The organism is Planomonospora algeriensis, assembly GCF_977012225.1.
This window is the reverse complement of the sequence record NZ_CDRNDK010000499.1, coordinates 1-4,256: the sequence shown is the minus strand read 5'-3', so window position 1 is coordinate 4,256 and position 4,256 is coordinate 1. Positions and strand designations below refer to the sequence as shown.

At 73.1% G+C, this 4,256-nt stretch carries 3 protein-coding genes; all 3 read left to right on the top strand.

The genetic code is table 11. From position 1 onward, the window contains the following. Positions 1-1,128 (top strand): DUF885 domain-containing protein (locus ACWJ6R_RS31140; RefSeq protein WP_449065648.1); only part of this gene is annotated, 1,128 nt, incomplete at its 5' end. Between the two features lie 117 nt (positions 1,129-1,245). Then, entirely contained in the window at positions 1,246-3,768 is a 2,523-nt protein-coding gene (locus tag ACWJ6R_RS31135) for a penicillin acylase family protein (protein WP_449065647.1), read from the top strand. Positions 3,769-3,911: 143 nt separating this feature from the next. Beyond that, on the top strand, positions 3,912-4,256 hold a 345-nt coding region (locus tag ACWJ6R_RS31130), incomplete at its 3' end, for a hypothetical protein (protein WP_449065646.1).

Here is a 4,256-nt window from a genome sequence, read left to right as displayed (position 1 = left end):
GTGCCCGGCCTGGTCGGCGACGAGCGGCTGCGCGCCCGGCTGGCCGAGGCGGCCGAGCCCGCGGCGGCGGCCTTCGACGCGCTGGCGGAGTTCCTCGGCGGGTTCGCGGCGGAGGGCGACTGGCGGATGGGGGAGGAGCTCTACTCCAGGCTGCTGCGCGAACGGGAGATGCTCGGCTACGGCGCGGCCGGGCTGCGTGAGCGCGGTCAGGCCGCCTACGACGAGCTCGACGCGGAGATGCGCGAGGTCGCCGCCAGGCTGCCGGGCGGCTCCGGCGACTGGCACGCGGCGATCGCCGCGCTCCAGGACGACCACGCGCCGACGCTGGAGGAGATGCGCGCCGAGTACGAGGCCGAGACCGAGCGGGCCCGCCGGTTCGTGCGCGAGCGAGGCCTGGTCACCTTCGCCGAGGGCGAGGAGTGCCGGGTGGTGCCGTCGCCGGAGTTCCAGCGGCCCGTGCTGTCCGTCGCCTCCTACCTCTCGCCGCCGCCGATGTCGACCTCGCGGACCGGGTACTTCTTCGTGCCGTTCACGCCGGACTCCTTCACCGCCGAGCAGGTCCGCCAGCGGCTGCGCACCAACGCCCGCGCGCAGATGCCCTCCATCGCGGTGCACGAGGCATACCCCGGCCACCACTGGCACCTGTCGTGGGCGGCGGGCAACCCGCGCCGGGCCCGCAAGCTCTTCGGCACTCCGTACTTCAGCGAGGGCTGGGCCCTGTACGTGGAGAAGGCCATGCGCGAGCAGGGCTACTTCGCCGAGCCCGCCCAGGAACTCGCCCACCTGGAGTTCCGGCTCTTCCGGGCGGCCCGCATCATCGTCGACACCGCGCTGCACTGCGGCGACATGAGCATCGAGGAGGCCGAGCTCTTCATGACCACGAAGTCCTCGCTCACCCCGGGCACCGCCAAGGGCGAGGTCGACCGCTACTGCGCGTGGCCCACGCAGGCGCCGTCCTATCTGACCGGGGCGCTGGAGATCGACCGGATCCGCGCCGACTACCTGGCCGCGGGCCGCGGCGACCTGCGCTCCTTCCACGACACCCTGGCCGGTTCCGGCAGCCTCCCCCTGGGCCTCGCCCGGCGGGTGGCGCTGGAGGGGCGGAAGAGGGCCGACGGTACGGCGTGAGCCGGACGGACGGCGGGGGCGAGCCGAGTCCGAAAAGCTACCTGCAGGTAACCGAAGCCACATGAGGACCTCGCACAATCGGTGACGCGTCACTTGTGCGATGAAAGGTCGTTTTCTGTGCGGATCGCTCCGTTCGCCCGTCTGTCCCGCCCGCTCCGCTGGGCGGCCCGGGTCCTGTCCGTGCTCGTCGTCCTGGCGGTCGTCCTCGCCGGGGCGGCGACCTGGACGGTCCGCCGGTCGTTCCCGCAGCTGTCCGGTGAGGCCCGGCTCCCCGGCCTGTCCGCCGCGGTGACCGTGCAGCGCGACGGGTACGGCATCCCGCACCTCTACGCCGACACCGCCGCCGACCTGCTGAAGGCGCAGGGCTACGTGCACGCCCAGGACCGCTTCTGGGAGATGGACTTCCGCCGCAAGACGACCGCGGGCCGCCTGTCGGAGGTGTTCGGCGCCTCGACCCTGGAGATCGACAAGGTGGTCCGCACCCTCGGCTGGCGGCGCACCGCCGAGGCGGAGCTCCCCCTGCTGCTCCCGGAGACCCGCCAGGCCCTGGCGGACTACGCGGCGGGGGTGAACGCCTGGATGGCCCAGCACGACGGCTTCGCCGCCAAGAGCCTCGAGTACGGCGTGCTCAAGCTCACCAACGGCGGCTATGAGCCCGAGCCCTGGACCCCGGCCGACTCCCTGGCCTGGCTCAAGGCCATGGCCTGGGACCTGCGCTCCAACATGGAGTCCGAGCTGGACCGGGCGCTGGTCGCCGCCCGGCTCCCCGCCGAGCGGGCCGCGCAGCTGCACCCCGGCTATCCCTTCGACCGGCACGCGACGATCGTGACCGCCGCGCCCGCCGAGGAGCCCAAGGGCGGCCGGCCGGTCGAGGCGGCCGCCGCCGCCGAGGCGCTGGACCAGGTCGCGGCGCTGGTGGACGCCGTGCCCTCCCTCTTCGGGACCGCCGGCGGCGACCCCGCCGGGATCGGCTCCAACTCCTGGGTGGTGGGCGGGGCGCACACCGCCACCGGCAAGCCGCTGCTCGCCAACGACCCGCACCTCGGCCCCCGGATGCCGTCGATCTGGTACCAGGCCGGGCTGCACTGCCGCACCAAGAGCGCGGCCTGCCCCTACGACGTGGCCGGATACACCTTCGCGGGCCTGCCCGGCGTCGTCATCGGCCACAACGACAAGATCGCCTGGGGTTTCACCAACCTCGGCCCCGACGTCACCGACCTGTACCTGGAGCGCGTCAAGGGCGACACCGTCGAGGTGGAGGGCGAATGGAAGCCGGTCCAGACGCGCACCGAGCGGATCGAGGTGGCCGGGGGTGAGCCGGTTGAGCTGACGGTCCGCACCACCGGGCACGGACCGATCGTCTCCGGCGTGCTCGGCGACGCCCGCGAGGCCGTGCCCGGGGCGGCGGCCCGCCTGGGCGAGAAGGCCGAGGGCCTGGAGGTGGCGCTGCGCTGGACCGCGCTCGACCCCGGCCGGACCGCCGACGCCATCCTGCTGATGAACCGCGCCGAGGACTTCGAGCAGTTCCGCAAGGGCGCGGCCTCCTTCGAGGCCCCCGCGCAGAACCTGGTCTACGCCGACACCGCCGGGAACATCGGCTACCAGGCCCCCGGAAAGATCCCGGTCCGCTCGGAGGGCGACGGCACCATGCCGGTGCCCGGCTGGACCGGAAAGCACGAGTGGACCGGCTTCATCCCGTTCGAGAAGCTGCCGTCCGTCTACAACCCGCCCGAGGGCTACATCGTCACCGCCAACAACGCGGTCGTGCGCCCGAGCGAGGAGCTGTTCCTGACCTCCGACTGGTCGCACGGCTACCGCTCGCAGCGGATCGTGGAGCGGATCGAGGAGGAGACCGCCAAGGGCAAGGTCACCTCCGAGACGATGCGCGCCCTGCTGATGGACGACCGCAACAACCTCGCGCCCGTCCTCGTCCCGCACCTGCTCCGCCTCGGCGCCCCCAACGACACGCTCAAGGGCTGGGACTTCGGCCAGGGCCGCGACTCGGCCGGGGCCGCCTACTTCAACGCCGTCTGGCGGCACCTGCTCGCCCGGACCTTCGAGGACGAGCTGACCGGCCCCACCCGGCCCGGCGGCAACGACCGGTGGTACGAGGTGGTCCGCGCGCTCCTGGACAGGCCCGAGGACCCCTTCTGGGACGACGTGCGCACCAAGGGCACGGCCGAGCGCCGCGACGACATGCTCAAGGCCGCGATGGCCGACGCCGACGCCGAGCTGCGCGAGCGGCTGGGCGGGGATCCGGCGGAGTGGGCCTGGGGCGACCTGCACACCCTGGACCTGACCCACGAGACCTTCGGCACCAGCGGCATCGCGCCGGTCGAGTGGCTGTTCAACCGGGGACCGCTGCGCACGGCCGGCGGCAAGGACACCGTGAACGCCACCGGCTGGGACGCCACCGAGGGCTACCAGGTGAACTGGGTGCCCTCGATGCGCATGGTCGTGGACCTGGCCGACCTGGACCGCTCGGAGTGGATCAACCTGACCGGCGCCTCCGGCCACGCCTTCCACGCCAACTACGACGACCAGGCCGAGCTCTGGGCCGACGGGAGGCTCACCCCGATGCGCTTCACCGAGCCCGCCGTACGGCAGGCCGCCGAGAACACCCTCACGCTCACCCCGTGACCTCCTTCGCCGCGTGAGCCCCCGTCCGCCGTCCGGCGGACGGGGGCCGGTGAGGAGACGCCCCGCCGGCCCCCGTCCGCCGCGGGAGAGTCCGCCGGGCCCGTGTTGGCCGGCGTCTGGTCCGGGCCCTACGCTCTCCGCTCATGAATCCACTGAGCCGTTTCCTCCAGGTCTCCCTCATCCTGCTGGGATTCGTCTTCCTCGGCCTCGCCGTGCTGCGGGCGGGGGATTTCGGCGACTCCGACAACGTCACGCTGGAGAGCTCGTCCGCTCTCATCTGGGACTGCAAGCCGAAGGGCGCCTCCGATCCCGGGGAGCAGAGGTGCGAGAGCGTCAAGCCCCTCGACATCCGCCTGATCGGGGAGGTGGACAACGAGGATTTCCAGTACGCGGTGGTGTTCGGCCTGATCGGCATCGGGATGCAGGCGGCGGCGGCCGCCGTCGCGGCGGGAGCCCGCCGGGCCCCGGCCCGGGTACCGCCGTCCCGG